The sequence below is a fragment of the Enterobacter sichuanensis genome (genome assembly GCF_002939185.1).
Lineage (GTDB): Bacteria > Pseudomonadota > Gammaproteobacteria > Enterobacterales > Enterobacteriaceae > Enterobacter > Enterobacter sichuanensis.
In genome coordinates, this window is sequence record NZ_POVL01000017.1 from 38,436 (window position 1) to 63,996 (window position 25,561).

Here is a 25,561-nt window from a genome sequence, read left to right on the forward strand (position 1 = left end):
ACGCGTATTAACGTAACAGCTCGGCGCGTTTGTATAGCTACCAGGTTTTATGGCTGGTAGCGTTGGGTTTAGTTAACGCCTGGTCTGCGGTGAGCGAGGAGCGGACATGCCTCCCTTGCGGTATAAAAAATTATCTGGTAACAAGGTGGTATTGGTGTATCAGTGGCCGGTAAACTTAGGCGCAGCCCCGTTTGGAATAATAAAGGATGACACTTTGAGACTTAATGATGTAATTACTGACTGCATTAATCTTAAATTAAGTGGAACTGCAACAGATAATGTTATTCAATGCTTCGGTGGCAATATACTGAGGAAAGAAAAGCCAGTTTTGGCAATTGAAGTTTCGAGCAAAGAAATATTGCTATGGATGATGCAAGGAGCAACGGATGTACATGTTTATATCAGCGCAGGTACTTTTCATGTAAATGCAATGTATGCACCAACTGTCCGCTTTCCAGCAGCCAGAATTTATTTTATGAAATCAAAAGACCTTTTCTGGGTTGGCCATATTGGCGTTTATCTGGAACAACACGGAATCAAACTCACTCCAGTAGATGATGCCAACTTCTCAAAGCTCATTGATGATACGGGGTATGTACAACGTTATAAGCCGTGGTACGAAAAAAGGAAAGCTGACTCGAGATTATTCGATGGTCTGCTGGGAGGGCGGCTTAAGAATACTGCTGTAGATCAAGCTATATGGCTGTCCTCCAATGGAAAGTGCTTGGTTTGTGGAGAAAAAACCGATCGCATGGCGACCACTACTGTATGGGGGAAGTCAGGCATGATGATTGGTATGCAGTTGTGTTTGACACACGAAGAGGAATCTCAGAAGCAATCAATTCTTCTCAATTATCTCTCGAATCATTTGGGTGGAAAAGTTATGTTCTCAAATATGCGTCCACTGACTACTGAAGAGATGCTTGAGCAGACCTGCGAAATACTTAAGGTAAATTTCAACTGCACTATCATGAAAGTTGTAGGGGAAACTGTAACCGCCCGAAGACCGTCGGGGATCACCGTAGTAATCAGACACCAATCTCCGTCGAATTATGCCTATATAATAATGACCTCTGAAGGAAAGCAGTTGTCCAGGGTCGATTCAGCCGATCATCACCAAGTCCCTTACGGCCCTGATCATGTACATTTCGATCTGCGTAAATCTAAAAAAAATGTTGTCGAGACAAGCTTTACATACGGACATATTTGTCTGGATATGAAACTGCTTTTAAAACTGATCCAAGAGGCTGAAGATAAATTATAAGGTGATCCGGAGATACTGCTGAGGTCAGAATCATCGGCTTTACAACATATTCGTATCTTTGGGATGGATATGATTGTAACATTGCCTTTTTGAAACAGGTGTTACATAGCTAAAACAAGCTTTCTGATCTTTTCTGCCTTTTCAAAATGGTACAATTTCATTTCCATAATCCACCAGTGCGCAACTTCCATAAGCAGTTCAGGATCGTCATTTTTATTAGCAAAAAAAGCATAAAACGAAAGCCCAACATCGCTTCCCTTAGAGGCTATTTTTGAATCACAGATCCTGATGATCTTTTCCTTCATTCCTTGCCGCACGCCATCTCCTTAACTCTTTTCATTTGCTGATTTAAAAAAAGCCGTAAGCAGTTATCTGCTTACGGCTTTCGGATAGGTGATGATTCTCTGACAATCAGGCCGCTTTCACGGCCCTGATTTTTTTCGTTTCCGCCGCATCGGATTCTGGTTTATCCGCTGCAGCTGGGGCAGTGACATCGGGAAGCTTGCTGGTACGCAGAATATGCTGCACGGTCTCTTTCTGCTCGGCGAGATACAGACCAAGATTTTCAGCCTGCGTTTCGTCCATCTGCATTCCGCTTTGCAACAGCCAGTCGGTGAACGCGTCGGCCATATCGAGCAGCTTGTCGTGAGCGTCAGCCTCTTTCTTACTGGCAAATGTCATTTTCTCTTCACCTTTCCTTACGACAACAAATTTTGTTTCAACAGCCATCGTGCACCTCTCTATACTGTATTTATATACAGTATAGCAGCAACAGATCGACGTTGCAGCAAAATATGCATTACTGGCGAAATTGCTGTGTTTCCGGGCCACCCATGCTGCGCCGCCATGCCCCAGGAGCCTGGCCATACTGACGCTTGAAGCTGCGGTTGAAGGACTGCTGGGAGTCAAAGCCCAGGGCGATGGCCACGTTCAAAATCGGTTCGTCGCTGTGGGTTAACCGTTCAACCGATTTTTGCAGCTTCCGCGCACGAATATACCCGGCGAGGGGATAGCCCGTATGTTCTTTAAACAGGCGCTGCAGGTGCCATTTTGAATAGCCGGATCGCCTGGCGACGGTCTCAATGTCCAGACGACTGTCCAGGTTGTTGTCGATCCAGTCGAGTAAATCGTGCATAAATGCGCCAGTGTTCATCTGATTACCCCCACGCAGCGTAGAAAAAAGTAACTTTATCTGTTGCATTTAAAGGTGGCGTGTTTTTCCGTTAATTGCAAGTTTTATTGTTGCATTTAAATCCCTGTCCGAAACGGGTCTTTTCACATCGACGCAAATAGCACATAAAGTGCAACAATTATTCTTGCACTTAGTTAAGCGCCTTCCTACAATCGCCGCGATAGTGTACTCGCAACTGTTACAGTTTTGTGGCGATGAACGACACAAATGGCCTTCAGCCAGCTACCGGACAAAGGAAGTGGCGCGGCGCCTCCCGCTGCGTCTTGCCCGGCAGCTACAATTACCGGAATAAAAATAATGAGCCTGCAAAAAACCTGGGGAAACGTTTATCTGAGCGCGCTGGGGGGGATGTTGATCTCCGCGCTGCTCGTCGGATGTGATAACAGCGTCGCGCAAAACGCCGCGCCACCTGCGCCTTCCGTCAGTGCGGCTGACGTGGTCGTGAAATCCATCAGCCAGTGGGATAGTTTTAACGGCCGGATTGAAGCGGTGGAAAGCGTTCAGCTGCGCCCGCGCGTCTCCGGCTACATTGATAAAGTGAATTACACCGACGGCCAGGAAGTGAAAAAGGGCGAGGTGCTATTCACCATTGATGACCGAACCTACCGCGCCGCGCTGGAACAGGCGCAGGCGAACCTGGCGAGGGCCAAAACGCAGGCCAGCCTGGCGCAAAGTGAGGCTAACCGTACCGATAAGCTTATCGCTTCTCACCTGGTCTCCCGGGAAGAGTGGGAGCAGCGTCGCTCGGCCGCCGTTCAGGCGCAGGCCGACATTCGCGCCGCGCAGGCGGCGGTAGACGCAGCGCAGCTCAACCTGGACTTCACTAAAGTGACCGCGCCTATCGATGGCCGCGCCAGCCGGGCGTTGATCACCAGCGGTAATCTGGTCACCGCGGGCGATACCGCCAGCGTGCTCACCACGCTGGTCTCGCAGAAGACGGTTTACGTCTATTTCGATGTGGATGAGTCGACCTATCTTCACTATCAAAACCTCGCCCGCAGCGGACAGGGGGCGTCCAGCAATCATATGGCGCTGCCGGTTGAGATTGGCCTGACGGGCGAAGAAGGCTATCCCCATCAGGGCAAAGTGGATTTCCTGGACAATCAGCTCACGCCGAGTACCGGCACCATCCGTATGCGCGCGCTGCTGGATAATTCCCAACGTCAGTTCACACCGGGGCTGTTTGCCCGCGTACGCCTGCCGGGCAGCGCGGCATTCAAAGCTACGCTTATCGACGACAAAGCGGTGCTGACCGATCAGGACCGCAAATACGTCTACATCGTGGATAAAGAGGGGAAAGCCCAGCGCCGTGACATTACACCGGGGCGTCTGGCAGACGGTTTACGCATCGTGCGGCAGGGGCTGAACCCTGGCGACAAAGTCATCGTCGAGGGTTTACAAAAAGTGTTTATGCCGGGAATGCCGGTTAACGCCAAAACCGTTGCCATGACCGCCAGCGCCGCCCTCAACTGATCCCTTGACCTGAGAATCCAACCCATGGACTTTTCCCGCTTTTTCATCGACAGGCCGATTTTTGCCGCCGTCCTGTCGATTCTGATTTTTATCACAGGATTGATCGCCATCCCGCTGCTGCCGGTGAGCGAATATCCTGACGTCGTGCCGCCAAGCGTTCAGGTGCGCGCGGAGTACCCGGGCGCCAACCCGAAAGTGATTGCCGAGACCGTGGCGACGCCGCTGGAAGAGGCGATCAACGGCGTTGAGAATATGATGTACATGAAATCCGTCGCGGGCTCGGACGGCGTGCTGGTCACCACCGTGACCTTCCGTCCGGGGACTGACCCGGATCAGGCGCAGGTTCAGGTGCAAAACCGCGTCGCGCAGGCCGAGGCGCGTCTGCCGGAAGACGTGCGTCGTCTGGGCATTACCACCCAGAAACAGTCGCCGACGCTGACGCTGGTGGTGCATCTGTTTTCGCCCAACGGTAAGTACGACTCCCTGTACATGCGTAACTACGCCACCCTAAAGGTGAAGGATGAGCTGGCGCGTCTGCCTGGCGTGGGTCAGATCCAGATCTTCGGCTCGGGCGAATACGCGATGCGCATCTGGCTGGATCCGAATAAAGTGGCGGCGCGCGGGCTGACCGCCTCGGATGTGGTGACGGCGATGCAGGAGCAGAACGTTCAGGTGTCCGCCGGTCAGCTTGGCGCCGAGCCGCTGCCGAAAGAGAGCGATTTCCTGATCTCCATTAACGCCCAGGGCCGTCTGCATACTGAAGAAGAGTTTGGCAATATCGTTCTGAAAACCACGCAGGATGGTACGGTTGTCCGCCTGCGCGACGTGGCGCGAATTGAGATGGGCTCCGGCAGCTATGCGCTGCGTTCTCAGCTGAACAATAAAGACGCGGTCGGGATTGGTATCTTCCAGTCGCCGGGGGCGAACGCCATCGACTTGTCTAACGCGGTGCGCGCCAAAATGGACGAACTGTCCACGCGTTTCCCGGACGATATGAAGTGGGCGGCACCTTACGATCCGACGGTCTTTGTGCGTGATTCCATCCGGGCGGTCGTACAAACGCTGCTGGAAGCGGTCGTGCTGGTGGTGCTGGTGGTGATCCTGTTCCTGCAAACCTGGCGTGCGTCTATCATTCCGCTGATCGCGGTGCCGGTGTCGGTGGTGGGTACCTTCAGCATCCTCTACCTGCTGGGCTTCTCGCTCAACACCCTGAGTTTGTTCGGGCTGGTATTGGCCATCGGTATCGTGGTGGATGACGCCATCGTGGTGGTGGAAAACGTCGAGCGAAATATTGAAGAGGGGCTTGCACCGCTTGCGGCGGCGCATCAGGCGATGCGTGAGGTCTCCGGGCCGATTATCGCGATTGCGCTGGTGCTGTGCGCGGTGTTTGTGCCGATGGCGTTTCTCTCGGGCGTGACCGGTCAGTTTTACAAGCAGTTTGCGGTGACGATCGCCATCTCCACGGTGATCTCCGCCATCAACTCGCTGACGCTCTCTCCGGCGCTGGCGGCCCTGCTGTTAAAACCGCACGGCGCGCCGAAAGATTTGCCGACCCGGCTTATCGACCGACTGTTCGGCTGGCTTTTCCGTCCGTTTAACCGCTTCTTCCACCGCAGCTCGAACGGCTATCAGGGGCTGGTGGGTAAAACCCTCGGACGTCGCGGCGCGGTGTTCGCAGTCTACCTGCTGCTGCTCTGCGCGGCGGGCGTGATGTTTAAAGCGGTACCCGGCGGGTTTATTCCGACGCAGGATAAGCTGTACCTGATTGGCGGTGTGAAAATGCCGGAAGGCTCTTCGCTGGCGCGCACCGACGCGGTGATCCGCAAAATGAGCGAAATCGGGATGAATACCGAAGGCGTGGACTATGCGGTGGCGTTCCCAGGGCTGAATGCCCTGCAGTTCACCAACACGCCGAATACCGGGACGGTGTTCTTTGGCCTGAAGCCGTTCGACCAGCGTAAGCATTCCGCGGCGGAAATTAACGCGGAGATCAACGCGAAAATCGCGCAAATCCAGGAGGGCTTTGGCTTCTCCATCCTGCCGCCGCCGATTTTAGGGCTGGGTCAGGGGTCGGGTTATTCCCTGTACATTCAGGATCGCGCCGGTCTGGGCTATGGTGCGCTGCAAAACGCGGTGAACACCATGTCCGGTGCGATTATGCAGACGCCGGGGATGCATTTCCCGATCTCGACCTACCAGGCAAACGTTCCGCAGCTGGAAGTGCAGGTTGACCGTGATAAGGCGAAAGCGCAGGGCGTGTCGCTGACCGATCTTTTCGGGACGCTGCAAACCTATCTCGGCTCGTCGTACGTGAATGACTTTAACCAGTTCGGCCGTACCTGGCGCGTGATGGCGCAGGCGGACGGGCAGTTCCGCGACAGCGTGGAAGATATCGCGAACTTACGCACCCGCAATAGCCAGGGCGAAATGGTGCCGATTGGCAGTATGGTGAATATCACGACCACCTACGGGCCGGACCCGGTGATTCGCTACAATGGCTACCCGGCGGCGGATCTGATTGGCGATGCCGACCCGCGTGTGCTTTCATCCACGCAGGCGATGACGCAGCTGGCGGGTATGTCTAAGCAGATCCTGCCGAACGGGATGAACATTGAATGGACGGACCTGAGCTTCCAGCAGGCCACGCAGGGCAATACGGCGCTGATCGTCTTCCCGGTTGCGGTTCTGCTGGCGTTCCTGGTGCTGGCTGCGCTGTACGAAAGCTGGACCCTGCCGCTTGCGGTGATCCTCATCGTGCCGATGACGATGCTCTCCGCACTGTTTGGCGTCTGGCTGACCGGTGGCGATAACAACGTGTTCGTGCAGGTGGGGCTGGTGGTCCTGATGGGGCTGGCCTGTAAAAACGCCATCCTTATCGTGGAGTTTGCCCGCGAGCTGGAAATCCAGGGGAAAGGGATAATGGAGGCCGCGCTGGAGGCGTGCCGCCTGCGTTTACGCCCGATTGTGATGACCTCCATTGCCTTTATTGCCGGGACCATTCCGCTGATCCTCGGCCACGGCGCGGGGGCAGAAGTGCGCGGCGTGACCGGGATCACCGTCTTCTCCGGGATGCTGGGCGTGACGCTGTTTGGCCTGTTCCTGACGCCGGTGTTCTACGTGACGCTGCGTAAGTTCGTGACGCGCGGGAAAAAAGAGGAAAGGGACGTTCTGCCAGCGTAAGGACGTTGCAGCTAATAAAAAACCGCCTTCACAGTGAAGGCGGTTTTTTTTGTACCAGGTAAATTATTACGACGTTTTTTGATACTGGGCGATAAGATCGGGGAGCGGATCCCATCCGCTGCTGTCGGCGTTTTTCACCGCTTCCAGCGCGCTTGCTACGGTGTGGCGGGCCAGTACGGCTAACGACGCCTGCTCGGCCTCTTCGGAAATTGATTTAAAGTACCAGCACGCGTTAGCGCTGACCACGCAGCGGGCCGGCACGTCAGGGCGCGACGCCCACAGTTTTTTATCTTCGATGACCGAAAGGTAGATATCGCGCAGGGTGATCTCTTCCGGCGGGCGACCAAGATGAATGGAGCCATTGCGGCCAAGCGTTGAGACGATAATGCCGTCACGCGTGAGCGGAACCATTAATTTGCGGATGAAGCTCGGGTTCGCTTCCAGGCCGTAGGCCAGAATCGCACTCGTTGAACGTTCGCCCAATTGCTCCGCCATCGCTACGCTGAGAACCATCTGCAAAGCTGTCGGGAAGCGGTAATCTAACATTTTTGTATCCTGGGTTGCGGTGAATCTTGTTCTTTTTGGCACCGCAGAGGTGAATAAGCAATAAACAACAATATAACAAATACGGTTTTTTTTTTGAAGCAATCTGCGGCATTTGCGATCAAACACCCTGTTCTGGTTTAGCTAAACGTGCGGTTGGGGAAGTCAACCGTCACCATCAGGCCGCCTTCAGCGGATGTACTCAGGTTAACGCGGCTGTTGTGCTGCTGCGCCACCGCTTTGACGATGGCAAGCCCCAGACCGCTTCCGCTTTGCATCTGATTCGGGTCGCGGAAAAAACGGTCGAACACGCGTTCCCGCAGTTCAGGCGGAATACCGGGCCCCGCATCCGAGACACGCAGCTGCGTGCAGCCATCGAGTGCGCGTACGTCGACCTGAATCCGCCCCCCTTCAGGACTGTACTTCACCGCATTCTCAATCAGGTTATCAATCAGCGACACCAGACGTTCCCTGACGCCCGCGATCCAGATGTCATCCTGCGAGAAGAACTCCAGCTCAATCCTGCGCGCAGAGGCTAACGGCTCCAGCTCGGCCATTCGCTCCTGAATGAGTGTTGTCAGCGGTACTGGCTCCATCTCGGTGTCAATGCGTGCTTCGCTGTGCATCATCAGCAGCAGCTGATTGACGAGACGTGCAGCACGGCTGTTGCTGCGAATTACCCCCGCAAGCAGCTCCTGTTGGTTCTCGCTGATGACCCAGGACTGCAGCGCCTCCACGTTGATGCGCATCGCTGCGAGGGGAGTACGCAGCTCGTGCGCCGCATCGGCAATGAAAACCCGTTCCCGCTCAGCGCTTTCACGCACCCGGGCAAGGAAATCATTGATCGCATCCACCATCTGGCGAAGCTCCCTGTGCCTGGGAACGGCTTTTAGGGGCGAGAGATCGTCAGGCGTGCGTAACGTAATTTCATTGACCACCCTGTTCCAGGGGCGCATAGCAATGCGGATCGACAGCCACGCGGGAAACAGCAGAAAAGGGAAGCAGACCAGCAGCGGCAGGATGTAGTAACCCCGCGAGTTCAGGTAGATAAAGAAGTTCCAGCCACTGGCTGGCGTGAAGAGGGTGACCTCCACGTCGGAATGAGGGGATTTAAGGGTGCGGCTGGTCCAGGTACGATCGTCACTCTGAACGCGATCCAGTTCTCCGAACCGGGTGTTTGTTATCCCCGCAGGCGCGCCGTCGGAGGCAAAAATAACTGCATTGTTCTTGCGCACGATAAGGTTAATCGACAGCACGGGATCTTCACCGCCGCCATAGCCTTCGCGCAGCGCCTGGCTAAAGGCTTCGAGCACCGCGGTGCGATCCTGCGGGCGTTCGTCCATCCGCTCAACCAGGGTAAAAAGGGTTTCGTAGGTTTTACTGCCCGTGAGGATGGGAGGACTGCGCAGGTCCTCCCACAGAATGAAGGTTAAAAAAAGACACCACAGCAGCGTAAGCAACAGCATCTGGGCGATGATAATTCGCCGCACCAGCGTGGCGTGGCGCAGGTGGGACCAAAAGTTTCGCATTAACCGGTCACCCTCTGGACAGAGACGGTATCAATGACATACCCGACGCCCCGCACCGTTCGCACGTAACCGTCGCCAATTTTTCGCCGCAAATTACCCATATGCACGTCGAGCGCATTACTGAGGTTTTCTTTGTTGCCGAAGATCCTTTCTTCCAGGAACCGGCGCGTTAGCACGCGGTCAGCGCGCAGCATCAACGTTTCAAGCAGGGCGTATTCACTGGCCGTCAGGTCAACGTGGCGCGCGCTCACCGTCACGCGACGCGTCGGCACATGAAGCGACAGCCCGCGAATTTCTATTGCCTCATTTTCAAAACCGTAACTGCGTCGCGCAAGGGCTCTCACTCTTGCCAGCAGCTCGGCGAGAACAAAGGGCTTGACGAGATAGTCGTCTGCACCCGCATCCAGCCCGTAAAGGCGATCCTGTAGCGTTCCTCGCGCCGTCAGGATGATAACGGGGATGCCCTTAAGCTGCTGGCGCAAACGCGTCATCAGGCTCATGCCATCGCCATCGGGCAGCCCTAAGTCGAGTAAAACAAGCTCAGGCACGCAGACGTCAAGCTGATGCAGCGCATCCTCTTTCCGGCGAACCCATATAACGTCAAAGCCTTGATCGGAGAGGGCGATACGTACGCCATTGCCGAGATCCAGGTCGTCTTCAATAAGTAGAATTTTCACAGTGGTAACTGTATCGGCAGTGAATGAAGAACATCTTAAGAAAAAAACGGTATCAGTAAATTTGTCCGGTTTACAGCACCCGCGCGCTTCAGCGTTTCTTCATTTTCGGCTCATAAGAACCTTAGGGTCACGCTTCAAAATGGGCGTTCTGGCGTTTAACCGCTTCATCGTCATCATTTGCATCCATAAGGACGTCCTTAATGAGAAACATCGAACTGCGTCATCCGTTCCCCCATTTATTCCCGGGCCGCAGCCTGAAAAACATCGTGCCGGGCGTCGTGCTGGCGTTACTGGCCACACCGCTACTGGCGGCAGAGCAGAGCCAGGGTAACGTCTTAACTCTGGGGGGCGGGGTGGACGTCGCGCCACGCTACTCGGGTTCGGATAAAACCCGCGTCAGTGCGGCTCAGGTGGTGGATTATTCCATGGCCAACGGCTTTTTTATCGGCACCACGCGGGGTATCGGTTACGGCAACAATCTGGGCAACCTGGATTACAGCGCAGCGCTCAGCTACCGCACAGGCCGTAAAGATAAAGACGTGAGCAGCGATTCGATCAGCTCCGGCAGCGACGAGCTACGTGGAATGGGCGAGATAAAAGGCTCGGCTATCGTCGTGCCCGGTCTGGGTTACAAGGTAACCGACTGGCTTAATCTGCAGGTGCAGGGTGAGATGCCGGTTTCTGAGAGAGACAACGGTGAGGCGGTACACTTCGGCATTTCCAGCCCGCTCTATACATCACCGAATAACACAGTCACGCTGGCGCTGACCGGCAGTTGGGGATCTGACAAATATATGCAGACCTACTACGGCGTCAGTGCCGCCCAGTCGGCGGCATCCGGGTTTGCCCGCCATGACGCTGGCGCCGGAATTTATGCGTACTCGCTGAATCTTGACTGGACCCACAGGCTCACCTCGCGCTGGAGCGTGCTTGCCGCCGCAGGCGTGACGCAACTGACGGGAGATGCTGCCGATAGCCCGATTGTGCATCGTAAGACGTCGCCTACGGGGAGTCTGAAGGTGACGTACAGTTTTTGAGTGTGGGTTGTGGCGGCTTGTGGTTTTGAGGGCGCAATACGGTAATTTAAGCCGCTCCGGTTTCGATGGCGGGGCGGCCTATCACACAACAGAAAATGCGATATTGTACTGGCCTGAAACCGCGACGGCCGTGGCCGTCAGACTGGGCGATAACGATCTCATCGAGGTCATTGCACCCTATGCTCTTAATGACCGGTTTGAGCTGCGTTTAAGACCGACGCCCGTATTTGAGCGGGAAAAGTATGATGTCTTTAGGCGACGAGTAGATGAGAAACGTTGGCTAGCGCGTTATCCTCAGTTGCAGCACATCACTGATCATCGTCGATGTTTTGTAGCAAGTCTGTGTGTTGGATGGACATTATTTTATTAAAGGTTTGTCGGAAAGAAGAGGGATGAGAGAAGAGGGAAGTTGCGAGGGGTGAAGGTCTGGTGTGAGCGAGAAGCGGAAGTTAGTCAATTATTTTCGATGGTTTTTCATTCTCGGGCGACCAATACCCACCGCTGCCATGGTAAGTTTCAGCACCTAATACAAACTTAGTTCCACAGTGCCTACAAACAAAATGGTAATCGACGATATCGCCCCATATCATCTTTTCAGCACACTCTTGAAAGCTGTATTGATTCCAGTCATCCGTTGCATCAATTTCGGCAAGAACCCCTTCGCTGAGCGCATTCTTTGCAATACGGATTGCTTTACGTAATTGTTCAGGTTGGCGGATAACGTATTTAACACATAAATCCAAGCACCGATCGCAACTCATTAAACAGCCTCCATGATGATATGTTGGCGTGGTTTACCACTATAAGCCAATCAAATTATCACAACTTTTTCTATGGTGAACTTCTGAATTGATGTTAGCAACGTCCGCTTTTGGCACTAAGCAGACAATCTTCTGGGCTTAACTTTTTCTCAAGACTCCTCATACCGAACCACAAACCTGTAAGATCATCGGCTCCCGGGCTGTCGATTCCACCCATCCGTCGTCCGCGTGCAGCACGGCAGCATCCGGCAGGGACCACCCCGGCTAAGCAGTAGTTTTTGAACTATGTTTAACACCAGTCAGAATATCAAAATAGTTAAGTATTTATATGGCCCGAGCGGCGGGGCCTCCGTCCGGAGCATTTGAAAGCCAGAACCTCACTTAAAAGTGTGCCAACATTTCGCGGGTAATATTAATCTCCGGAGAATAACGTGTTCGGAAAGTATTTTTTAAGCTACATGCCGGGCCTGCAAAATTTGTTAGCCTACGATAAAAGCTGGCTAAAACATGATGTTAAAGCCGGGTTATCCGTCGCGGCTGTCGCGCTACCGGTTGCGATTGCTTATGCGGAGCTGGCGGGTGTTGGGGCCATAGTCGGGCTGTACTCCTGCGTTTTACCGATGATAGCGTATGCACTGTTTGGCTCTTCACGTCAGCTTATTGTCGGCCCTGATGCCACGACCTGTGCGGTGATTGCGGCCGTGGTGTTTCCTCTTTCGGCGGGAAATCCTGAACTGCACTGGCAACTGACGATCGTCATGACGTTGATGATGGGCGGATGGTGCCTGCTTGCCAGTAAATTCCGCCTCGGCGCGCTTGCCGATCTGCTTTCTCATCCCATTCTTACCGGTTTGCTGAATGGCGTAGCCGTGACGATTATCGTCGGACAAATCGGCAAGGTTTTAGGGATCAAGCTTGATGAAGCGCAGGTGATCGAGAAAATCATCGCATTACCAGGCCGTATTTCAGACAGCCATTTTTTAACCGCAGGAATATCACTTTTAACGCTCGCTATTTTAATGGCTATCAAAACGTATCGCAGCCACTGGCCCGCACCTTTGATTGCCATTGTTCTGACAACGTTACTGGTCTGGGGGACATCTGCACAACAGTACGGTATTGCCACCATTGGGGGAGACGGTTTCCAGCCTGGTTTGCCCGTTGTTCACTGGGAGACGTTTCAGCCTGGTCCGATGCGTGATTTGGTGATCCCGGCGCTGAACCTGGCGTTGGTCAGTTTTGTGAGTCTGATGCTGACCGCGCGCAGTTTCGCCGCGAAAAATGGTTATGAAATTAATGCGGATGCTGAATTCAGAGCGCTGGGTATTGCGAACCTGATGGCGGGATTATCTCAGGGGTTTGCTATCAGTGGCGCCGATTCCCGGACCGCGGTGAATGATTCAGTTGGAGGGAAAAGCCAGCTGGTTTCCGTGGTCGCCGCCTTAATCATCGGTATCGTCGTGGTATTTTTCACTCAGCCATTACAATTTATTCCGGTTTCGGCGTTAGGGATTGTTCTAATGTACGCATCGTGGTCATTGATTGATTTACGTGGGCTTTGGAACCTGAGACGGCGAAATAAACAGGCCTTTCGCCTGGCTTTCTTCACGTTTGGCTGTGTGTTAATTATCGGCGTTATCCAGGGGATCGGCCTCGCGGTGTTGCTTGGCCTGTTACAGTTCCTGCGTACCGTCTTTCGTCCCTCCGAGCACTTACTGGGCACTGACGAAGATGGCATGATTCACTCATTAGGCAATACAACCGATATTAAAATGGTCCCGGGGGTGCTGATGTATCGGTTTAACTCACCGTTGACCTATTTTAATGTGGCTTATTTTAAACGCCGGGTATTGAACTTAGTTGATGGTGCTGCATTACAGCCTAAATGGGTGATTATTGATGCCGTGGCTTGCTTCACCTATTCAGACATCAGTGTTCTGGCAACCATAAATGAGTTAAAGCGCGACCTCAAAGCCCGGCAGGTGACGTTAATCCTGGCGGGCAGGAAAACGGAATTAACGCGCTGGTTTAAAGACAGTCGGCCAACAATGAATGATGATGACATGATTCTGGCACCAGACCTCTATCTGGCACTCCGGTTCATTCAAAGCAAAGAGAGTGCGAGTGAATCAGGTGGAGAGGTATAAACCAAACCCTGGCTTGCCCGCCAGCCACGAGCAAGCCGCACCCCTTAGCGATACAGCGTTTTTTCCGCAACCGGAACAAGCAACGCGGAACGCCAGTCCGCCAGCGTCCGCTGCGCGAGCTTGCCCAGCGCGGTATAAAACGGATGCCCGGCGTTGTCGACAAACACCGAGAGGAAGCGGGTACTCCACGGCAGCAGATGCCACGCCAGAAGCCGATCGCACTCCGCTTCGCGGCCATTCTCGGCCAGCCACGCCGCCAGCAGCAGCAGGGTACCGAAATGATCTTCCGGTTCATTTTGCTGCATCTCAAAAGCAATGCCGTTTTCTCGCATCCACTGGCGCAGCGCGAGGGTCGAGTCGCCAAACAGCACCGATTCGCGATCCAGCCAGACGGAGCCCCACGGCGGTGCGGGCAGAGCATAAGGGCCAATAAACAGCCGTTGCCAGGCGTCCGTCAGCGGCTCATCGGCTGGGGTGGCAAAGGTTTCGGCAAGGGGCTGCAGCGTTTCCGGTGGCAGCGGCCAGTCCTGAACCCATTCACCCGCGGTAAGGGCCTGCACCAGCGGCGCGGCCTGCTCGCTGTCGGGTGAAAAATAAAACAGCGCGCCCAGTACGCGGGCGCTGAACGCGAACGATTCACGCGGTGTGACGTCTTTCATTAAACCTTCCTTGCTCGCGCGGATTGCGCCCGCGCGGCTGTGTTAACCAAGAATACTGACCGTATAATAAACCACGATCGTGCTAAACCTTTTCGAACTGCACCAGATTGGTGTGCTGCGGGTTGCCTTTTGCCAGCGGTGACGGGCGGTGCGTGGTCAGGGTATTGATGCATGATCCGTGGTCAATACGATCGCCATTCATACTGGCGTCGTGCCAGGCGCCCTGGCCCATGGCGCTCACGCCGGGCATGATGCGCGGTGTGACTTTCGCTTCAATTCGCACCTCACCGCGTTCGTTAAAGACGCGCACCGTATCGCCGTTCTTAATGCCGCGTTTTTCGGCATCGACCGGGTTAATCCATACCTCCTGCCGACAGGCCGCTTTCAGCACGTCGACGTTGCCATAGCTTGAGTGGGTACGGGCTTTGAAGTGGAAGCCAAACAGCTGCAGCGGGAACTGCTCGCGTTCGGGCGCGTCCCAGCCGTCAAAGGTCGAGGCGTAGACGGGCAGTGGGCTGATGGTTTCATCTTTTTCCAGCTCCCAGGTGGCGGCAATCTCCGCGAGTTTGCTGGAGTATATTTCAAGCTTGCCCGACGGCGTTTTCAGCGGATTGGCTTCCGGGTTCTCGCGGAATTTTTTATAGGCTACAAAGTGCCCGTTCGGATCTTTGCGCTTATAAATGCCCATTTTTTTCAGCTCGTCATAGGAGGGCAGTGTGGGGTCTTTTTCGAGCATTTTGGCATACAGATACTGCAGCCACTGCGCCTGCGTCCGTCCTTCGGTGAATTTCTGATGAATATCCGGTCCAAGGCGTTTCGCCACTTCACTCATGATCCAGTAGATGGGCTTGCGCTCAAACTTCGGCGCGGTCACGGGCTGGAGGAAAATCAGGTAGCCCATGTTCCCGGCATAATCGTTCGGAATGATGTCTTCCTGCTCAACGGTCATGAGATCTGGCAGCAGGATATCGGCATATTTCGCCGATGAGGTCATAAAGTTGTCGATGACGACAATCATTTCGCACTTGCTTTCATCCTGCAGGATATCGTGGGTTTTATTGATATCGGAGTGCTGGTTGATGAGGGTATTGCCCGCGTAGTTCCAGATGAACTTAATCGGCACGTCCAGCTTATCTTTCCCGCGCACGCCGTCGCGCAGGGCGGTCATTTCCGGTCCACGAGCGATGGCATCCGTCCAGCTGAAGCAGGAAATTTGCGTTTTGACCGGGTTGTCCGGCAGCGGCATACGTTCGATAGTGATGGTGTATGTCGACTCACGCGCGCCGCTGTTACCGCCGTTGATCCCCACGTTTCCGGTGAGGATAGGCAGCATCGCGATCGCGCGGGCGGTCAGTTCACCGTTTGCCTGGCGCTGGGGTCCCCAACCCTGGCAGATGTAAGCCGGTTTGGCGGAGCCGATTTCACGGGCAAGCTTAACAATGCGATCGGCGGGTATGCCCGTAATGCGGGAAGCCCACTCAGGGGTTTTCGCGGTCTTGTCATCGCCCTGACCGAGAATATACGCTTTGTAGTGGCCGTTAGCGGGTGCGCCTTCCGGCAGCGTTTTTTCATCATAGCCCACGCAGTATTTATCCAGGAACGGCTGGTCGACCAGGTTTTCGGCGATCAATACCCACGCAATACCGGCTACCAGCGCGGCATCGGTACCCGGACGGATGGGGATCCATTCATCTTCGCGGCCAGCGGCGGTGTCGGTGTAGCGCGGGTCGATGACGATCATGCGCGCACTGGATCGCTCGCGAGCCTGCTCCAGATAGTACGTAATCCCGCCACCGCTCATGCGCGTTTCCGCCGGGTTATTGCCAAACATCACCACCAGTTTGGTGTTTTCGATGTCAGACGTGCTGTTGCCGTCGTTGCTGCCGTAGGTGTAGGGCATCGCACAGGCGATTTGTGCCGTGCTGTAGGTGCCGTAGTGGCTCAGGAAACCGCCGTAGCAGTTCATCAGGCGCGCCACCAGTGAAGCATAAGGGGAGGAGCGGGTGATGTTGCCGCCGACAATGCCGGAGGAGTAGTTGATGTAAACCGCTTCGTTGCCGTATTTGGCCACGACGTCTTTCAGGCTGGCAGTGAGGGTATTGAGGGCTTCGTCCCACGTGATGCGCTCGAATTTGCCTTCACCGCGCTTACCCACCCGTTTCATCGGGTAGTTCAGACGGTCAGGATGATTAATACGGCGGCGAATAGAACGTCCGCGCAGGCAGGCACGCACCTGATGGTTACCGTAAATATCGTCACCGGTATTATCCGTTTCAACCCAGTACACTTCGTCGTCACGGACGTGCAGACGCAATGCACAGCGGCTGCCGCAGTTAACCGAGCAGGCGCCCCAGACCACTTTATCTTCGGCAGCGTTCATGGCGTTTTGCATGGCCGCGGCGGCACGTTTCACGCCAAAGGGCAACGACAAACCGCCGGCGGCAAGCGCCAGAGAACCAATGGCTGTAGATTTTACGAGTGTTCGACGGCTAATACCGCCGTGATGTTCACTATCGGACATGGCTCACCCCATCATTATAATTGCGTATTATTTTTCCCGTTATTACAACCGGGCTAATGATGGGGTGAGTGTTACTGATTTGGGGGGATTAGATCTTAATCCTCATCAAATCAACGGGAATTGCAGGAAAATTACTGCGGTTCAGTCGGCGTGGAGTCCTGGCCGCCTGCCGCCGATCCGCTGCCTGTGCGGGTATAAAGGATTTTAAAGGTATCGTTAGCGCAATGACCCACCACCTGTGCATCCGGCTGGTCGGCCTGATCGTTCGGTACAATGTTCAGCGTAAAACCGGACTCCGGCACGCCGTTGTTGATGATTTTTTGCTGAATGTCGCTTTTCACACGCTCGCAGGAATCCGGTGCCGCCAGCGCGGCCGTTGAGGCACTCATTAACAGCAGGGCGGTAATCCAGGGTAACCGTTTCATCTGTAGCTCCTTTTCTCTGTGTAGAGATTAATTTTAGCAGGCTTCGTGTAAACAACTGTATTTGCTAATATGATTGGGAATAATCTCCCTGTACGGAAATGAATGTGAAGAAATACGCAGCGATAACGCTACTGGCAGCAGCACTGGTGGGATGCGATAACAACTCCGCGCCGCTGTCGTTTACGCCCGAGATGGCGAGTTTTTCCAACGAGTTTGATTTTGATCCCCTGCGCGGCCCGGTTAAAGACTTTACCCAGACTCTGTTCAACGAAAAGGGCGAAGTGTCCAAACGGGTCACCGGCACCGTATCGGCAGAAGGGTGTTTTGATACGCTGGAGCTGCACGACCTGGAGGCCAATACCGGCGTGGCGCTGGTACTGGATGCCAATTACTACCTTGATGCGGAAACCCAGCAGCGAAAAGTGAAGCTGCAGGGAAAATGCCAGCTGGCCGAACTGCCGTCAGCAGGAGTGACGTGGGATACCGACGACAACGGGTTTGTGGTGGCGGCCCACGGCAAAGAGATGGAAGTGAAGTATCGCTACGACGCTGATGGCTACCCGCTGGGCAAAACCACCATTTCCGGGGATCAGCATCTGTCCGTCCAGTCGACGCCGTCTAAGGATCTGCGCAAAAGAATGGACTACTCGGCAGTCAGCATGCTGAACGACAAACCGCTGGGTAACGTGAAGCAGAGCTGTGACTACGACCGACACAACAACCCGGTAAGCTGCGACCTGATCATCACGGACGATAGCGTCAAGCCCGCCGTTGAGCGCAAATACACCATCAAAAATACGATTGAATACTACTGAGAATAAAACCGCGCAGGTTACTGCGCGGTCGGTTTCAGCAGGCTGGCGCCTGACGGTTTGTGCCCGGCCAGATGCTGATGCTGGAAAATGCACATGCGGATGGTGTTACGGTATTCACCGTTGATAAAGAACTCGTGAATCAGCTCGCCTTCCACCATAAAGCCCAGCTTGCGGTAGATATGGATCGCTTTCTCGTTCTCTTTGTCCACAATCAGGTAAAGCTTGTAGAGATTCAGAACGTTGAATCCGTAATCCATTGCCAGCTTCGCCGCCTGTGAGGCAAGGCCTTTACCCTGATGCTCAGGGGAAATAATGATCTGGAACTCCGCCCGGCGGTGAACGTGGTTGATCTCAACCAGCTCCACAAGACCGGCTTTTTCGCCTTCGCACTCCACCACAAAACGACGCTCACTCTGATCGTGAATGTGCTTGTCGTAAAGATCGGACAGCTCGACAAACGCCTCGTAGGGCTCTTCAAACCAGTAGCGCATCACGCTGGCATTGTTGTCGAGCTGGTGGACAAAGCGCAGGTCTTCACGCTCCAGCGGACGAAGTTTTACGTCACAGGGCGCCGACATTATGGGGCTACCGTACGGCCAGTGCGGCGATCCAGGCAGCGCAGGGTATTAGGCTCCCAGTAGGCGTTGACGTTTGCACTTTGCTGACACTTATCGCGCGCGTCAAAGGCGACATCTTCTTTGTCCCACTCTTTTTCGGCACGTTTGTTGACCTTCTGGCGAAGGCTGCGGGTGTCATTCCATTGTTCTTTGTCCATGGCGGCGTTCTGGCGGCTTTGCGCGCTGTCACCAGACTCAATGATGAGTTTGCTGGTTTCCGCTGTCGCAGAGGCGGCAAAGGCGAACGATGACAGCGCCAGCAGGGCTGTCAGACAAAGGCGTTTGCTTAATGTGGTCATAGCGTTTCCTTTTAAATGGGTGCAGATAATCAAGTTACCCCGTACAGATTCTACACTAAAGCGAAATGACGGCATACCCGCGGGGCAAGTATGGAAAAGTAAAGGGCATCATCAGGTATCATGTCTAAATGGATCCTCACCTGAAGTGAAACATGCTCAAAACAACACTGCTTTTTTTTGCCACCGCGCTGTGCGAAATCATCGGCTGCTTCCTGCCCTGGCTCTGGCTGAAGAAGGGGGGAAGCGCACTGTTGCTGATCCCGGCCGGGGTCGCGCTGGCCCTGTTTGTCTGGTTATTAACGTTGCATCCGGCGGCCAGCGGTCGCGTCTATGCGGCTTACGGCGGTGTTTATGTCTGCACCGCGCTGCTGTGGTTACGGGTGGTAGATGGCGTCAAACTCAGCGCATACGACTGGGCCGGGGCGCTGGTAGCCCTTTGCGGCATGCTGATTATTGTCGCAGGATGGGGGCGCGCCTGAGCGCCCCAGTTTTGTGATCCTTCGCGGATATTTTGATCATCATACTTGTATGGTAGTAGCTCAGTTGCGTAAATTTCCCACATCACAACACGCGATGTAAGGAAAGGAATTATGAAGATTGTCGGGGCTGAAGTATTTGTGACCTGTCCGGGACGTAACTTTGTCACCCTTAAAATCACCACTGATGAGGGGATAGTCGGTCTGGGCGATGCCACGCTGAACGGACGCGAGCTTTCCGTGGCCTCTTATCTGAAAGATCACCTGTGCCCTCAGCTGATTGGCCGCGATGCGCACCGCATTGAAGATATCTGGCAGTTTTTCTATAAAGGCGCCTACTGGCGTCGCGGCCCGGTCACCATGTCGGCCATCTCCGCGGTGGATATGGCGCTGTGGGACATCAAAGCCAAAGCCGCCAACATGCCCCTGTACCAGCTGCTGGGCGGCGCGTCCCGGGAAGGGGTCATGGTCTACTGCCACACCACCGGGCACACCATTGACGACGTGCTGGAAGATTACGCCCGGCATAAAGAGATGGGCTTCAGGGCGATCCGCGTGCAGTGCGGCGTGCCGGGCATGAAAACCACCTACGGCATGGCCAAAGGGAAAGGGCTGGCCTACGAGCCTGCGACCAAAGGCGACTGGCCGGAAGAGCAGCTCTGGTCCACCGAGAAATACCTCGATTTCACGCCGAAGCTGTTCGATGCGGTGCGCAGCCAGTTCGGCTTTAATGAACATCTTCTTCACGACATGCACCACCGCCTGACGCCGATTGAAGCGGCCCGTTTTGGCAAGAGCATTGAAGAATTCCGCATGTTCTGGATGGAAGACCCTACGCCCGCGGAAAATCAGGCCTGCTTCCGCCTTATCCGCCAGCATACCGTTACGCCGATTGCGGTGGGCGAGGTGTTTAACAGCATCTGGGACTGCAAGCAGCTCATTGAAGAGCAGCTTATCGACTATATCCGTACCACCCTTACCCATGCGGGCGGGATCACCGGGATGCGTCGCATCGCGGACTTCGCCTCGCTCTACCAGGTCCGTACCGGTTCGCATGGTCCATCGGATCTGTCGCCTGTGTGTCATGCCGCCGCGCTGCATTTCGACCTGTGGGTGCCGAACTTTGGCGTACAGGAGTACATGGGCTATTCCGAACAGATGCTGGAAGTCTTCCCGCACAGCTGGCGTTTCGATAACGGCTATATGCATCCGGGCGACAAGCCGGGGCTGGGTATCGAATTTGATGAAAAACTGGCCGCGAAATACCCCTACGATCCCGCCTATCTGCCGGTGGCCCGTCTCGAAGACGGTACGCTGTGGAACTGGTAATGGAGGAGCTAACGATGAAAAGCGTAGTGATTCAACAGCCGAACGAACTGGTGCTTGAAAAGCGTCCTCTCCCGGAGCCGGGCGCAGGTGAGGTCCGCGTTAACATCCGGCTGGCCGGCATCTGTGGTTCAGACAGCCACATCTACCGCGGGCACAACCCGTTTGCGAAGTATCCGCGCGTGATCGGCCATGAGTTTTTCGGCGTGATCGACGCCGTGGGCGAGGGTGTCGACAGCGCCCGCCTGGGCCAGCGCGTCTCCGTCGACCCGGTGATCAGCTGCGGGCACTGCTATCCGTGCTCCGTCGGGAAACCGAACGTCTGCACCTCGCTGGTGGTACTGGGCGTACACCGTGACGGCGGTTTTAGCGAATATGCGACAGTGCCCGCTAAAAATGCCTGGCCCATTCCGGATGCGATCCCGGATAACCATGCCGTCATGGTTGAGCCCTTCACCATTGCTGCCAACGTGACGGGGCAGGCCAATCCCACTGAACAGGACGTTGCGCTGATCTATGGCGCAGGCCCGATGGGGCTGGTCACCGTACAGGCGCTGAAGGGCGTCTATAAGGTGAAGCAGGTTATCGTGGTTGACCGTATAGATGAACGCCTTGCCATGGCGCAGCGCAGCGGCGCGGACTGGGTCCTCAATAACGGCGAGCAGTCGTTGCAGGTCGCGCTGGACGAAAAAGGCATCAGGCCGACGTTAATCATTGATGCTGCCTGTCATCCGTCGATTCTGCAGGAAGCGATAACCCTGGCCTCTCCGGCGGCGCGCATTGTGCTGATGGGCTTCTCCAGCGAGCCGAGCCAGATTGTGCAGCAGGGCATTACCGGCAAAGAGCTGGCGATCTTCTCCTCGCGCCTGAATGCCAACAAATTCCCGGTCGTCATCGACTGGCTGGAAAAAGGGCTGATCGACCCGGAAAAACTGATCACCCATACCTTTGACTATCACCACGTTACAGACGCCATTGAACTGTTTGAAAAAGACCAGCGGCAGTGCTGCAAAGTCTTGCTCACGTTCGGGCAATAATCATTTACGCGGTTAAGCGCCTGCGCAGACAGGCGCTAAGTGGTACGCATCTTACCTTTCAGAGATAGCCATTATGACGCAAGTACAACCTCAAAGAACCACCTCCGATCTGGTGAAAGCCGCCGTTTCCGGCTGGCTGGGCACCGCGCTCGAATTTATGGACTTCCAGCTTTACTCACTGGGAGCCGCCCTGGTTTTCCATGAGATCTTCTTCCCGGAACAATCTGCCGCGATGGCGCTGATCCTGGCGATGGGCACCTACGGCGCAGGTTATATTGCGCGCATCGTCGGGGCCTTTATCTTCGGACGCATGGGCGACAGCATTGGCCGTAAGAAGGTGCTGTTTATCACCATTACCATGATGGGGATCTGCACCACGCTGATTGGCGTACTGCCGACCTATGCCCAGATAGGGATTTTCGCCCCCGTTCTGCTGGTGACGCTACGCATTATTCAGGGACTGGGTGCCGGGGCGGAGATCTCCGGAGCGGGGACGATGCTTGCGGAGTACGCGCCGAAAGGTAAACGCGGCATTATCTCCTCGCTGGTGGCGATGGGCACCAACTGCGGGACGCTGAGCGCAACGGCTATCTGGGCCATTATGTTCTTCGCCCTTGACCGTGAACAGTTGCTCGCCTGGGGCTGGCGCGTGCCGTTCCTCGCAAGCGTTGTGGTGATGATCTTCGCCATCTGGCTCCGTATGAACCTGAAAGAGAGCCCGGTGTTTGAGAAAGTCAACGACGCAGAAACCGCGATGCCGGACACCTCGCTGGGCTCTATGGTGAAAAGCAAATCCTTCTGGCTGGCGACCGGCCTGCGCTTTGGACAGGCGGGGAATTCAGGCCTGATTCAGACGTTCCTCGCGGGTTATCTGGTTCAGACGCTGTTGTTCGATAAAGCCATCCCGACCGATGCGCTGATGATCAGCTCCATTCTTGGGTTTATCTCCATTCCGCTGTTGGGCTGGCTTTCCGATAAAGTGGGCCGCCGGCTGCCGTACATAATCCTCAATATCTCCGCCATTCTTCTCGCGTATCCGATGCTGTCGATCATCGTCGACAAAAGCTACGCGCCGGGGACGATCATGCTCTCGATTATCGTTATCCACAATTTCGCCGTACTGGGGCTGTTTGCGCTGGAAAATATCACCATGGCGGAGATGTTTGGCTCGCGAAATCGCTTTACCCGCATGGCTATCTCAAAAGAGGCGGGTGGTCTGGTGGCAGTAGGTTTTGGTCCGGTGCTGGCGGGGATCTTCTGTAATATGACCGGCTCCTGGTGGCCGATTGTTGCCATGCTGGTGGCCTATTCCGCGATCGGGCTGGTCTCGGCGATCCTGATGCCAGAGGTGCGCGACCGTGATTTGAGCGCGCCGCAAGACGCGGCGGAGACGGTGCCAGAAGAGACTGTTGGTTACGGAGCGCTCTCCTCGCGCCGTTAGTGGTTTATATCTTCCGTGAGATATCACACAACTTTCTCTTTATGTCACACCACGTGCGCAAAAGTTAATATAAATCAAAACCTCAAACGGCAGTATCAGTATGGTTGATGGCAGTTATGGTTTACCCCAACTGCCATTCTAGTTGGTGTAGTCAGCAGACGCTGCCGTTTAACAACATGCGGCAGCGTTCCACAGCGTTCTAATTAACGAGTCTTAATCATGGAAAACAAGTTATTGCAGGCCCACGCGACGCTGCCTCAGTACGATCGCGACAGCCTCAAAGCACGCATCGTTCATTTAGGGTTTGGCGCCTTTCACCGGGCGCATCAGGCGGTGTATGCCGACATACTCGCGGCAGAACAGGGCAGCGACTGGGGCTACTGCGAGGTTAACCTGATTGGCGGCGAGCAGCAGATCGCCGATCTGAACGCGCAGGATAACCTCTATACGGTGGCGGAAATGTCCGCCGATGCATGGACCTCCCGCGTGGTTGGCGTAGTCAAAAAGGCGCTGCATGCGCAGGTTGACGGGCTGGAGAGCGTGCTGGTAGCAATGTGCGAACCGCAGGTGGCGATTGTCTCACTGACCATCACCGAGAAAGGGTACTGCCATTCCCCGGCGACCGGACAACTGATGCTCGATCACCCGTTTATCGTCGCCGACCTGCAAAACCCGCACCAGCCAAAATCCGCGCCGGGTGTGGTGGTGGAAGCGCTGGCGCGCCGCAAAGCGGCGGGTCTGCCAGCATTTAGCGTGATGTCGTGCGACAACATGCCGGAGAACGGCCATGTGATGCGCAGCGTCACCTGCGCTTACGCCCGGGCGGTTGATGCTGAGCTGGCGGACTGGATCGAAACCCACGTCACCTTCCCGTCAACGATGGTGGACCGCATCGTGCCCGCAGTCACGCCCGATACGCTGGATAAAATCGAGCAGCTGACCGGCGTTCGCGATCCTGCAGCGGTGGCCTGCGAACCGTTCCGCCAGTGGGTAATAGAAGATAACTTTGTCGCCGGTCGTCCTGAGTGGGAAAAAGCCGGTGCCGAGCTGGTTGCTGACGTCATTCCGTTTGAAGAGATGAAGCTGCGCATGCTCAACGGCAGCCACTCGTTCCTGGCGTATCTGGGGTATCTGGCCGGGTATCAACATATCAACGAGTGTATGGAAGACGAGAACTACCGCGCTGCCGCGCACGCGCTGATGATCGGCGAACAGGCGCCAACCCTGAAGGTGAAAGGCGTCGATTTAGGTCGCTATGCCGATCTGCTGATAGCCCGCTACAGCAACCCGGCCCTGCGTCACCGTACGTGGCAAATCGCGATGGACGGTAGCCAGAAGCTCCCGCAGCGGATGCTTGATTCTGTGCGCTGGCATCTGGCGCACCGGAAGCCTTTCCGGCTGCTGGCGCTGGGTGTTGCCGGCTGGATGCGCTATGTCGGCGGCGTGGATGAGCAGGGCAAGGCCATTGAGGTGAGCGATCCGCAGCTGGCGGTCATTCAGGCGGCGGTGAAGGGCAGTGCAGAAGGGGAAAGCCGGGTGCATGCGCTGCTCGGTATTGAGGCTATCTTCGGTAAAGCGTTACCGCAGGACGCTGACTTTGTGGATGCGGTGATGAAGGCATATCAGACGTTACTGCAGAAGGGCGCCAAAGCGACCGTGGCGCAGTTCGTGTCGCAACGGTAGTTCAGCACATGCCGCCGTTCGCGGCGGCATGCAGGGACACAGGTTAGTGCATCCCCAGACGAATCAGCTCAATCGGTTCGAACTTACCTTCACATCCTTCCACTTCCACGGTTTTGCTACGACGCACCTGCTCGGCATTGAGGCCGTCACTGTGGATCGCTTTAATCACGCCGAACTGGTTTGTGCCGCTAATCATGACGCGGCTGCCAGTAGTGATTGCATTGCGGTTACGGTCGTATGTCATCATGGTATTTTCTCCTCTCTAACCTGGTCGTTACGGCGTTATTTCAGGCACGCCGTTCACGGGGCATATAAATACGCCTGTCCGCAGGTCAGTTTTTTGTTTTTGATCAAACTCACACTTTTTTCTTTATTTCGCAGGAGCAGCGATCGCAGAGAGGGGAATATAGCGCGAACGTCATTGGATGGAATAAAATCGGGCAGGAGAACGCATGACTC

The 25,561-nt window shown here is 55.1% G+C and carries 24 protein-coding genes and 1 pseudogene; 12 read left to right on the forward strand and 13 right to left on the reverse strand.

Annotated elements, in window-relative coordinates; translation table 11 throughout:
* Positions 1-106 precede the first annotated feature (106 nt).
* Positions 107-1,264: a DUF6516 family protein gene (locus C5687_RS09905; RefSeq protein WP_238380465.1), complete on the forward strand. Its 1,158-nt coding sequence runs from the start codon at positions 107-109 to the stop codon at positions 1,262-1,264.
* A gap of 101 nt (positions 1,265-1,365) precedes the next feature.
* Here the strand turns inward: C5687_RS09905 and C5687_RS09910 are convergent, their stop codons facing one another.
* The 3 genes from C5687_RS09910 to C5687_RS09920 all read right to left on the reverse strand — a co-directional run bounded on the left by C5687_RS09910 (position 1,366) and on the right by C5687_RS09920 (position 2,417).
* Entirely contained in the window at positions 1,366-1,581 is a 216-nt protein-coding gene (locus C5687_RS09910; RefSeq protein WP_104556852.1) for a DUF6500 family protein, read from the reverse strand.
* 94 nt (positions 1,582-1,675) lie between these two features.
* Positions 1,676-1,993 (reverse strand): YebG family protein, encoded by a 318-nt coding sequence (locus C5687_RS09915; protein WP_047958463.1) that lies wholly within the window; start codon positions 1,991-1,993, stop codon positions 1,676-1,678.
* 70 nt (positions 1,994-2,063) lie between these two features.
* On the reverse strand, positions 2,064-2,417 hold the full coding sequence (locus tag C5687_RS09920; protein WP_032676801.1) for a helix-turn-helix domain-containing protein: 354 nt from the start codon (positions 2,415-2,417) through the stop codon (positions 2,064-2,066).
* Positions 2,418-2,753: 336 nt separating this feature from the next.
* On the opposite strand from C5687_RS09920, the gene oqxA reads away from it, so the two are divergent.
* Positions 2,754-3,929, forward strand: a complete 1,176-nt coding sequence (gene oqxA / locus C5687_RS09925; protein ID WP_025760255.1) for a multidrug efflux RND transporter periplasmic adaptor subunit OqxA — start codon at positions 2,754-2,756, stop codon at positions 3,927-3,929.
* A gap of 24 nt (positions 3,930-3,953) precedes the next feature.
* A complete protein-coding gene (gene oqxB, locus C5687_RS09930; protein ID WP_104556853.1) occupies positions 3,954-7,109 on the forward strand; it encodes a multidrug efflux RND transporter permease subunit OqxB in 3,156 nt (1,051 codons plus the stop codon).
* A gap of 66 nt (positions 7,110-7,175) precedes the next feature.
* On the opposite strand, the gene oqxR is transcribed toward oqxB, so the two are convergent.
* From oqxR to C5687_RS09945, 3 genes are all read right to left on the reverse strand, one after another.
* Positions 7,176-7,655 carry an efflux pump transcriptional repressor OqxR gene (gene oqxR / locus C5687_RS09935; RefSeq protein WP_025760257.1) on the reverse strand — a complete coding sequence of 160 codons (480 nt, stop codon included), beginning with the start codon at positions 7,653-7,655 and terminating at the stop codon, positions 7,176-7,178.
* A 137-nt stretch (positions 7,656-7,792) separates the two neighbouring features.
* Positions 7,793-9,181 (reverse strand): sensor histidine kinase, encoded by a 1,389-nt coding sequence (locus C5687_RS09940; protein ID WP_047958465.1) that lies wholly within the window; start codon positions 9,179-9,181, stop codon positions 7,793-7,795.
* Entirely contained in the window at positions 9,181-9,858 is a 678-nt protein-coding gene (locus C5687_RS09945; protein ID WP_047958466.1) for a response regulator, read from the reverse strand. Before C5687_RS09945 ends, C5687_RS09940 begins: the two co-directional genes overlap by 1 nt.
* Positions 9,859-10,058: 200 nt before the next feature.
* Between C5687_RS09945 and C5687_RS09950 the strand changes: the two genes are divergently transcribed.
* The gene (locus tag C5687_RS09950; protein WP_104556854.1) at positions 10,059-10,895 is read left to right on the forward strand and encodes a MipA/OmpV family protein; all 837 of its coding nucleotides are present in this window, start codon (positions 10,059-10,061) and stop codon (positions 10,893-10,895) included.
* Between the two features lie 64 nt (positions 10,896-10,959).
* Positions 10,960-11,265 (forward strand): annotated as a pseudogene (locus C5687_RS09955) (nucleotidyltransferase family protein); the annotation flags it as partial.
* Between the two features lie 79 nt (positions 11,266-11,344).
* Here the strand turns inward: C5687_RS09955 and C5687_RS09960 are convergent.
* Positions 11,345-11,656: a hypothetical protein gene (locus C5687_RS09960; protein ID WP_104556856.1), complete on the reverse strand. Its 312-nt coding sequence runs from the start codon at positions 11,654-11,656 to the stop codon at positions 11,345-11,347.
* 431 nt (positions 11,657-12,087) lie between these two features.
* On the opposite strand from C5687_RS09960, the gene C5687_RS09965 reads away from it, so the two are divergent.
* Positions 12,088-13,803, forward strand: coding sequence for a SulP family inorganic anion transporter (locus C5687_RS09965; protein ID WP_047958469.1), 1,716 nt, complete (start codon positions 12,088-12,090; stop codon positions 13,801-13,803).
* A gap of 44 nt (positions 13,804-13,847) precedes the next feature.
* Here C5687_RS09965 and dmsD read toward each other — a convergent pair whose 3' ends face one another.
* The 3 genes from dmsD to C5687_RS09980 form a co-directional block, all read right to left on the reverse strand.
* Positions 13,848-14,462, reverse strand: a complete 615-nt coding sequence (gene dmsD / locus C5687_RS09970) for a Tat proofreading chaperone DmsD (RefSeq protein WP_104556857.1) — start codon at positions 14,460-14,462, stop codon at positions 13,848-13,850.
* An 82-nt stretch (positions 14,463-14,544) separates the two neighbouring features.
* Complete coding sequence (gene ynfE, locus C5687_RS09975; protein ID WP_104556858.1) at positions 14,545-16,983, reverse strand: selenate/tellurate reductase subunit YnfE; 2,439 nt, start codon at positions 16,981-16,983, stop codon at positions 14,545-14,547.
* 131 nt (positions 16,984-17,114) lie between these two features.
* Positions 17,115-17,408 (reverse strand): DUF1161 domain-containing protein, encoded by a 294-nt coding sequence (locus tag C5687_RS09980; protein WP_047958472.1) that lies wholly within the window; start codon positions 17,406-17,408, stop codon positions 17,115-17,117.
* Between the two features lie 104 nt (positions 17,409-17,512).
* Between C5687_RS09980 and C5687_RS09985 the strand changes: the two genes are divergently transcribed.
* Entirely contained in the window at positions 17,513-18,223 is a 711-nt protein-coding gene (locus tag C5687_RS09985; RefSeq protein WP_094917699.1) for a YnfC family lipoprotein, read from the forward strand.
* Between the two features lie 17 nt (positions 18,224-18,240).
* Here C5687_RS09985 and speG read toward each other — a convergent pair whose 3' ends face one another.
* Positions 18,241-18,801 carry a spermidine N1-acetyltransferase gene (speG, locus tag C5687_RS09990; RefSeq protein ID WP_104556859.1) on the reverse strand — a complete coding sequence of 187 codons (561 nt, stop codon included), beginning with the start codon at positions 18,799-18,801 and terminating at the stop codon, positions 18,241-18,243.
* The gene (locus C5687_RS09995) at positions 18,801-19,139 is read right to left on the reverse strand and encodes a DUF1283 family protein (protein ID WP_008502414.1); all 339 of its coding nucleotides are present in this window, start codon (positions 19,137-19,139) and stop codon (positions 18,801-18,803) included. Before C5687_RS09995 ends, speG begins: the two co-directional genes overlap by 1 nt.
* Before the next feature lie 152 nt (positions 19,140-19,291).
* Between C5687_RS09995 and C5687_RS10000 the strand changes: the two genes are divergently transcribed.
* The 5 genes from C5687_RS10000 to C5687_RS10020 all read left to right on the forward strand — a co-directional run bounded on the left by C5687_RS10000 (position 19,292) and on the right by C5687_RS10020 (position 25,102).
* Entirely contained in the window at positions 19,292-19,618 is a 327-nt protein-coding gene (locus C5687_RS10000) for a YnfA family protein (RefSeq protein WP_045284860.1), read from the forward strand.
* 111 nt (positions 19,619-19,729) lie between these two features.
* Complete coding sequence (manD, locus tag C5687_RS10005) at positions 19,730-20,944, forward strand: D-mannonate dehydratase ManD (protein ID WP_047958474.1); 1,215 nt, start codon at positions 19,730-19,732, stop codon at positions 20,942-20,944.
* A 14-nt stretch (positions 20,945-20,958) separates the two neighbouring features.
* Complete coding sequence (locus C5687_RS10010; RefSeq protein ID WP_104556860.1) at positions 20,959-21,978, forward strand: Zn-dependent oxidoreductase; 1,020 nt, start codon at positions 20,959-20,961, stop codon at positions 21,976-21,978.
* A 73-nt stretch (positions 21,979-22,051) separates the two neighbouring features.
* Positions 22,052-23,419 carry an MFS transporter gene (locus C5687_RS10015; RefSeq protein ID WP_104556861.1) on the forward strand — a complete coding sequence of 456 codons (1,368 nt, stop codon included), beginning with the start codon at positions 22,052-22,054 and terminating at the stop codon, positions 23,417-23,419.
* A gap of 219 nt (positions 23,420-23,638) precedes the next feature.
* Positions 23,639-25,102 carry a mannitol dehydrogenase family protein gene (locus C5687_RS10020; protein WP_104556862.1) on the forward strand — a complete coding sequence of 488 codons (1,464 nt, stop codon included), beginning with the start codon at positions 23,639-23,641 and terminating at the stop codon, positions 25,100-25,102.
* A 43-nt stretch (positions 25,103-25,145) separates the two neighbouring features.
* Here the strand turns inward: C5687_RS10020 and ydfZ are convergent, their stop codons facing one another.
* Positions 25,146-25,349 (reverse strand): putative selenium delivery protein YdfZ, encoded by a 204-nt coding sequence (gene ydfZ / locus C5687_RS10025; protein WP_025757991.1) that lies wholly within the window; start codon positions 25,347-25,349, stop codon positions 25,146-25,148.
* Between the last annotated feature and the right edge of the window lie 212 nt (positions 25,350-25,561).

What these genes read in the sequence shown, in the direction of transcription:
- C5687_RS09905 (WP_238380465.1), top strand. Translation starts at nt 107, where the DNA reads ATGCCTCCCTTGCGGTATAAAAAATTATCTGGTAACAAGGTGGTATTG.
- C5687_RS09915 (WP_047958463.1), bottom strand. Translation starts at nt 1,993, where the DNA reads ATGGCTGTTGAAACAAAATTTGTTGTCGTAAGGAAAGGTGAAGAGAAA.
- C5687_RS09920 (WP_032676801.1), bottom strand. Translation starts at nt 2,417, where the DNA reads ATGAACACTGGCGCATTTATGCACGATTTACTCGACTGGATCGACAAC.
- oqxA (WP_025760255.1), top strand. Translation starts at nt 2,754, where the DNA reads ATGAGCCTGCAAAAAACCTGGGGAAACGTTTATCTGAGCGCGCTGGGG.
- oqxB (WP_104556853.1), top strand. Translation starts at nt 3,954, where the DNA reads ATGGACTTTTCCCGCTTTTTCATCGACAGGCCGATTTTTGCCGCCGTC.
- oqxR (WP_025760257.1), bottom strand. Translation starts at nt 7,655, where the DNA reads ATGTTAGATTACCGCTTCCCGACAGCTTTGCAGATGGTTCTCAGCGTA.
- C5687_RS09940 (WP_047958465.1), bottom strand. Translation starts at nt 9,181, where the DNA reads ATGCGAAACTTTTGGTCCCACCTGCGCCACGCCACGCTGGTGCGGCGA.
- C5687_RS09950 (WP_104556854.1), top strand. Translation starts at nt 10,059, where the DNA reads ATGAGAAACATCGAACTGCGTCATCCGTTCCCCCATTTATTCCCGGGC.
- C5687_RS09960 (WP_104556856.1), bottom strand. Translation starts at nt 11,656, where the DNA reads ATGAGTTGCGATCGGTGCTTGGATTTATGTGTTAAATACGTTATCCGC.
- dmsD (WP_104556857.1), bottom strand. Translation starts at nt 14,462, where the DNA reads ATGAAAGACGTCACACCGCGTGAATCGTTCGCGTTCAGCGCCCGCGTA.
- ynfE (WP_104556858.1), bottom strand. Translation starts at nt 16,983, where the DNA reads ATGTCCGATAGTGAACATCACGGCGGTATTAGCCGTCGAACACTCGTA.
- C5687_RS09980 (WP_047958472.1), bottom strand. Translation starts at nt 17,408, where the DNA reads ATGAAACGGTTACCCTGGATTACCGCCCTGCTGTTAATGAGTGCCTCA.
- speG (WP_104556859.1), bottom strand. Translation starts at nt 18,801, where the DNA reads ATGTCGGCGCCCTGTGACGTAAAACTTCGTCCGCTGGAGCGTGAAGAC.
- C5687_RS09995 (WP_008502414.1), bottom strand. Translation starts at nt 19,139, where the DNA reads ATGACCACATTAAGCAAACGCCTTTGTCTGACAGCCCTGCTGGCGCTG.
- C5687_RS10000 (WP_045284860.1), top strand. Translation starts at nt 19,292, where the DNA reads ATGCTCAAAACAACACTGCTTTTTTTTGCCACCGCGCTGTGCGAAATC.
- manD (WP_047958474.1), top strand. Translation starts at nt 19,730, where the DNA reads ATGAAGATTGTCGGGGCTGAAGTATTTGTGACCTGTCCGGGACGTAAC.
- C5687_RS10010 (WP_104556860.1), top strand. Translation starts at nt 20,959, where the DNA reads ATGAAAAGCGTAGTGATTCAACAGCCGAACGAACTGGTGCTTGAAAAG.
- C5687_RS10015 (WP_104556861.1), top strand. Translation starts at nt 22,052, where the DNA reads ATGACGCAAGTACAACCTCAAAGAACCACCTCCGATCTGGTGAAAGCC.
- C5687_RS10020 (WP_104556862.1), top strand. Translation starts at nt 23,639, where the DNA reads ATGGAAAACAAGTTATTGCAGGCCCACGCGACGCTGCCTCAGTACGAT.
- ydfZ (WP_025757991.1), bottom strand. Translation starts at nt 25,349, where the DNA reads ATGATGACATACGACCGTAACCGCAATGCAATCACTACTGGCAGCCGC.